A 5,931-nucleotide genomic window follows, 5' to 3' on the forward strand; every position below is an offset into this window, starting at 1 on the left:
CAGGTGGCAGTCCGCCCATGAGGCGGGGACCCTCGGCTAACGGGAAGCGGACTGCCACCTGCCCGATGGACAGAACCGCACAGGACCGCGAAGAAAAGGGAAGGTGACCCGCCGCCGTGGCGTCGCACAGGAAGCCCAAGCAGCGCTCGCTCACGGGCGGGACCGCCTGGACCGCCGCCGTCGCCCTCGCGGGCGCCGCCGCCACCGCCATCAGCGGCACCGGCCACGCCGAGACCCGCCCCACCCCCGCCCAGGTGCGGGCGAAGGTGGACCAGTACCAGCGGGAGGCCGAGGAGGCCAACGAGAAGTACAACGGCGCGAAGGACACGGCGGACAAGGCCCGCCGGGCGCTCGACCGGCTGCGCGACGAGGCGGCCCGCGGTACGGCGCGGCTGAACGCCTCGCGCAACGCGCTGGGCGCCATCGCCACCGCCCAGTACCGCTCCGGCACCGTCGCGCCCACCCTCCAGCTCGCACTGTCCTCCTCCCCCGAGCAGTTTCTGCGGCGGGCCTCGCTCGCCGACCGCGCGAGCAGCCGCCAGGCCGCGACCGTCGCGGGCCTCTCCCGCCAGGCCCGGAAGTTACGCCAGCTGCGCGGTGAGGCGCAGGACAAGCTCGACCAGCTGCGCGGCGCTCAGGCCGCGCTCGCGCGCCACAGGGGCGTCGCCCGCAGCAGGCTCGCCGCCGCCAAGGCCCTCCTCGACCGGCTGACCAGCGAACAGCGCCGCCGCTACGAGGCCCAGGAAGCCCAGGAAGCCCGGGAAGCCCGGGAAGCCCAGGAGGCCCGGGAGACCGAAGGCGCCGGTGCCGCGCCGTACGCCACGTCGGGCCGTGCGGCCCGCGCCGTCTCGTACGCGTACGGGGCGCTCGGCAAGCCGTACGTCTGGGGCGCGACCGGCCCGCACGGCTACGACTGCTCGGGGCTGACCCAGGCCGCCTGGCGGGCGGCAGGGGTGGCGCTGCCGCGCACCACCTACACCCAGATCAACGCGGGCCGACGGGTCTCACGCACCGAGCTCGTCCCCGGTGACCTGATCTTCTTCTACTCCGGCGTCAGCCATGTCGGCCTCTACATCGGCGGCGGCCGCATGATCCACGCCCCGCGCCCCGGCGCGCCCGTCCGCGTGGCGCCGATCGACCAGATGCCGTTCGCGGGCGCGACCCGCCCCGCGTAGGGGCGGCCGGGCTCTCCGGTCCCGCCGTGTGTCACGGAACCGTCCACTCCGTCACCACCGCGTAGGGCTTGTCCGCATCACGTCGAGGGTCTGTCCCCGATACGTCATCGGCTGGGCCGGTCCGGCCACCGCTACGTGCTGAGGGGTGATCGCACCCGGGTGGTTCGGGAGCGAATGACCTACAGGAGAAGATCCTCATGTTCGGTAAGCGTTCCGCCGCATTCGCCGCCCTCGCCACGACCGGTGTGCTGCTGCTGACGGCCTGCGGGGGCGGCGACGACTCGGCACAGGACTCCACGGCGTCCCAGACCTCGAAGGCGCCCCAGGCGTCGCAGAAGACGTCGGAGGCGGAGCGGTCCTCGGCGGCCTCGGGCGCCATGGACCTCTCGTTCCGCAGCGGCACCGCCAAGCAGGGCGGCGCGGCCCCGAAGACCGGCGACTGGGCGGGCTCTGGCACCCCCAAGGCCCGTAAGTGGGTCCAGCTCTCGGCGGGCCGGGCCGGGGCGCTGAACCCGGTCGTGGTCAACGGCGCCGGCTTCACCCTCTACCGCTTCGACAAGGACACCGCCATGCCGTCCAAGTCCAACTGCGAGGGCGCCTGCGCCACCACCTGGCCGCCGGTCCTCATCGCCCCCGGCGGCAAGATCTTCGTGGACGGGGTCAAACCGTCCGCGATCGGTGTGATCAAGCGCGCCGACGGCACCCACCAGGTCACCATCAACGGCTGGCCGGTCTACCGCTTCAGCAAGGACGCCAAGCCCGGGGACACCAACGGCCAGGGCGTCGGCGGCACCTGGTTCGGCGTGACGCCCGACGGCCAGAAGGCCGGTCAACCCGAAAACAACCCCGGCGGCTCCCAGGACGGCTCCGCCCCGAGCGACGGCGGGACCGCCAAGGCCACCAGCGTCGTCCTGTTCGACGACGCCGGATTCGCCGACAACGGGGCGCAGGGCCTGGCCGGTCCGGGCTGCCAGAACGTGGCGCGCGACGACGTCGCCTCCTCCCTGTCGGCCGACGGCTCGCTGAAGATCTGGTCCGGGCCCGACTGCACCGGCAGGTCCAAGGTCGTGACCGGCGATGTCGCCGACCTGGCGGCCATCGGCTTCGACAACGACGTCTCCTCCGTCCGCTTCGGATGATCGACGGACCGACGGACCCGGCCGACGGACCGGTGGACGGGCGGGCGTACCGTGCGGCCGTATCCAGCCAGGTGAGAAAGGGAGCTGAAGCCGTGTCGGAGCACAGCGCCACCCCGGCCTCCGTCGTGCTGTCGGGCTACGGCCCGGTCGGCCGGGCCTACGTCGAACACCTCGCCACGCACGGCGAAGCCCTCGCGGACCGCCACGGAGCGCGGCTGCGCCTCGCGGCCGTACGGACCAGCTCGGCCGAGTACCTGCCGCCGTCGGCCAACGGAGCTGGCACCGGGGGCACCTGGGCGCCCCCGCCGCCCCGGTCCGCGTGGGGCCCGCTGCCGTCGCCGGCCGAGACGCTGGACCGTACGGGGGCCGGGGTGCTGGTCCAGTGCGTGCCCTCGTCCCCCGAGGTGCGCGACCAGGCGGCCGCCGAGGCGCTGCTCGCGCTGCGCCGCGGCGTCCACGTGGTCACCGCCACCAAGAGCCATCTGCTCAGCCACTGGCGGGAGCTGGGCCGGGCCGCGGCGGAGGGCGGCAGCCTGATCAGGATCTCGGGCGCCACCGGCGCCGCCCTGCCCGCGGGCGACCTGGCCAGGGCCGGTGTACGCGGCCTCGGCTGCCGTACGGTCCGCGCCTGCCCCAACGGCACCGCCACCTTTGTGCTCGACCGCCTCGCGGCCGGTGACTCCCTGGCCGACGCGGTCGCCGAGGCGCGGCGGCGCGGCATCGCCGAGGCCGACCCCAGCGCCGATCTGTCCGGCTCCGACGCCGCCACGAAGGCGCGGCTGCTGGCGGCCCTGCTGTGGGGCTGGGACGCCTCGGCGGTCCGTACGGAGACGGAGGCGGTGGACGACGGCACGGCGCGGGCCGCGCGGGAGGCCGCGGCCTCGGGCCACCGGCTGCGCGCGGTCGCGAGCGCGCGCGCCGACGAGCCGCTGCTGGTCCGGGTCCGCCTGGAGCGGACCGCGCCCGGCGACCCGCTGCACGCGCTCACCGGTCCGGAGAAGGCCGTGGTCTACGGCTGTCCGGACGCGGGCGACATCACGGTGAGCGGCGGCCGTTCCAGCCCGCTCGGCGCGGCGCTCGCCATGGTGAAGGACACGCTGGACGTGGCGGTGCCGCGGCGCCTGGGCTTCGGCTGACGGCACACGGACCCTGACGCTCCTGGAACCCGCTCAGGCGACGAGGTCCGGGGTGAACGCGGCGGGGGTCTCGACGCCCAGCAGGGTCATGGTGTGGGCGAGTTCGGCGGTGAGCCGGTCCACGGCCTCCTGGACCCCCGCGGCCCCCTCCGTCGCAAGACCCCACAGCGCCGGGCGGCCGACGAACACCGCGCGGGCGCCCAGCGCGAGGGCCGCGGCTATGTGCTCACCGCGGCGCACCCCGCTGTCGGCGTAGACCTCGACCCCGGTGCCCGCCAGCGCCTCGGCCACGCGGGGCAGCGCGGACGCCGAGGTCACACTGCGGTCGAGCTGCCGGCCGCCGTGGGTGGAGACCACCACGCCCGCGCCCCCGTGGTCCACGACGACCTTGGCGTCGTCCGCCCGCAGCACGCCCTTGACCAGCACCGGGAGCCCGCTGATCTCATGCAGCCAGCCGATCAGGTCCGGCGTCAGATCCGGCTCCATCTGGACCTCTTCGCGCGGGACCGCCCGGGGGCTCTCCAGGTTGACCAGGCTCACGGTCGGGTCAAGGTTGGCGGCCCGATTGTTGTCCCCGCGGCGGCCGAGCACCGGCACATCGACGGTGAACAGCAGGGCGCGGGCGCCGTGGTCGACGGCGCGCCGGACGAGTTCGGCGGTCAGACCGCGGTCGCGCATGACGTACACCTGGTACCACCAGGGCGCGCCCGAGGCGGCGATGCTCTCGAAGCGGCTGGCGGTCCAGGTCGTCACGCCCAGCAGGGACCCGGCGCCGGCCGCGCCCTTGGCCATCTCCTGCTCCCCGTCCGGGTGGGCGTACTCCTGGCCCGCCATGGGGGCGACCAGCACCGGGGTGGCGACCTCGGTGCCCAGCACGGTCGTACGGGTGGCGACCCCGGATACGCGGCGCAGCATATGCGGCAGCAGCCGCAGCGCGTCCCAGTCGCGCAGCCCCTCGTCCCGGGTGACGTCACGCCCGGCGCCGGAGGCGTAGTACGCGTAGGCATGCGGCGGCAGCCGCCGCTCCGCTTCGGCCTCCCAGGTCTCCCACCACTCGGGTTCCGCTTCCGACCCCGCTACTGGTTCGGCAGTACCCATTGCGTGCGTCTCCCTCCCTGCCCGCGATCACAAGTCGCGGGCGGCCCAAGCACGTTATGCACAGGGGCCGGGGGACCGGAAACGTTTCATCCCGTCGCGGCCCCGCGGCGGTAGTAGTCGACCGCGACGGTGACGGTGTAGTCGCCGGAGTCGGTGTCCAGGACCTGGACGACGGCGACATCGCCCGAGATGCGGTCGCGCATGCAGAACCACCGCCCGGCGGGCGCCTGGGCGAAGCGCACCTTCTCGAGCAGCGGCCGGTGGGCGACCAACTCCGCGCAGCGCTCGGGGGTGACCGACCGCTCCCCCGCGACCTGGGCCTCGGTGGCGTCCTGGAGCTCGAAGGCGCCGTGGCCGTCGCCGCCGCTGTTGGTGCTCAGCATCCAGCGGCCGTCGCCCTTGACGACCTTGCCGGTGGGCAGGTCGATGTAGTGGTCGTAGTCCGGGAGCGTCAGGGTCCGGCCCTTGTACCCGGCCGTGTACCGGGCGCCGCCGCCGTCCTCGTCACCGCTGGTCGTCAGTACGACGGCGATGACGACCGCGACGGCCGCCACGCCGAGGAGCGCCCCGGCCATGGCGCCGCGCCGGGACCGCCAGGCGCCGCGGCCCTTGGCGGTACGGTCCTCAGCGACAGGTCGCCCGGAGCCGCTACCCCCGGAGTCACCGGAAGGGCCGCGGCTCAAGGCGCGCTCCAGGGCGGCGTGGGCGCCGGCGATACGGGGCCCGAGGCGGGCGTCCGGCCAGCCCGGCGGCTGCCCTTCGCGGGTGGCGCAGGCGTCGATGACCTCGTCCACGGTCGGACGGTCCGCGGGCCATTTACGCAGACAGCGGCCGATCAGCACGCTCAGCTCCGGATCGCCGCAGTCCAGGTGGTCCGGGTCCGGCTCGGCGTTGATGACGCGGTACAGCACCTCGCTCGGCGGCCCGTCGCCGAACGGCGGCCGGCCGGTGACCGCGTACGCGAGCAGACAGCCCAGGGCGAAGATGTCGGAGGCGGGCGTGATCGGGCGCCCGTCGGCCTGCTCGGGCGACATGAACCCGATCGTGCCGAGCCGGACGCCGGTGCTGGTCAGCCGGGTGGCGTCGGCCGCGGCCGCGATCCCGAAGTCGATGACCTTCGGCCCGTCGGCGGCCAGCAGGACGTTGCTCGGCTTGAGGTCGCGGTGCACCATCCCGGCCGCGTGGATGGCGCCCAGCGCCTCGGCGACGCCGGCGCCGAGCCGCCGCGCCATCGGCGGCGCCAGCGGGCCGCCGTCGTCGACGGTCTCGCCCAGCGAGGGCCCGGCGATGTACGAGGTGGCCAGCCAGGGCAGTTCGGCGTCCGGGTCGGCGGCCACGACGGCCGGGGTGTACGGGCCCTGGACCCGGCGGGCGGCGGCGACC

Annotated in this window: 5 protein-coding genes; 3 read left to right on the top strand and 2 right to left on the bottom strand. The window is 74.9% G+C overall.

Annotated features, from left to right (window positions below; genetic code table 11):
- Nucleotides 1–116 precede the first annotated feature (116 nt).
- The 3 genes from CCN51_RS32245 to CCN51_RS32255 all read left to right on the top strand — a co-directional run bounded on the left by CCN51_RS32245 (nucleotide 117) and on the right by CCN51_RS32255 (nucleotide 3,450).
- Nucleotides 117–1,175, top strand: a complete 1,059-nt coding sequence (locus CCN51_RS32245; RefSeq protein WP_014177365.1) for a C40 family peptidase — start codon at nucleotides 117–119, stop codon at nucleotides 1,173–1,175.
- A 197-nt stretch (nucleotides 1,176–1,372) separates the two neighbouring features.
- Nucleotides 1,373–2,314, top strand: a complete 942-nt coding sequence (locus CCN51_RS32250; protein WP_014177366.1) for a hypothetical protein — start codon at nucleotides 1,373–1,375, stop codon at nucleotides 2,312–2,314.
- 92 nt (nucleotides 2,315–2,406) lie between these two features.
- Nucleotides 2,407–3,450, top strand: a complete 1,044-nt coding sequence (locus tag CCN51_RS32255; protein WP_043490563.1) for a homoserine dehydrogenase — start codon at nucleotides 2,407–2,409, stop codon at nucleotides 3,448–3,450.
- A 33-nt stretch (nucleotides 3,451–3,483) separates the two neighbouring features.
- On the opposite strand, the gene CCN51_RS32260 is transcribed toward CCN51_RS32255, so the two are convergent.
- Nucleotides 3,484–4,548, bottom strand: coding sequence for an alpha-hydroxy acid oxidase (locus CCN51_RS32260; RefSeq protein ID WP_014177368.1), 1,065 nt, complete (start codon nucleotides 4,546–4,548; stop codon nucleotides 3,484–3,486).
- Nucleotides 4,549–4,634: 86 nt separating this feature from the next.
- The coding region (locus CCN51_RS32265; RefSeq protein WP_143675947.1) for a serine/threonine-protein kinase at nucleotides 4,635–5,931 on the bottom strand (1,297 nt) is incomplete at its 5' end.

Origin of the sequence: Streptomyces milbemycinicus (assembly GCF_002154605.1) — a bacterium.
Lineage (GTDB): Bacteria > Actinomycetota > Actinomycetes > Streptomycetales > Streptomycetaceae > Streptomyces > Streptomyces milbemycinicus.

What these genes read in the sequence shown, in the direction of transcription:
- CCN51_RS32250 (WP_014177366.1), top strand. Translation starts at nt 1,373, where the DNA reads ATGTTCGGTAAGCGTTCCGCCGCATTCGCCGCCCTCGCCACGACCGGT.
- CCN51_RS32260 (WP_014177368.1), bottom strand. Translation starts at nt 4,548, where the DNA reads ATGGGTACTGCCGAACCAGTAGCGGGGTCGGAAGCGGAACCCGAGTGG.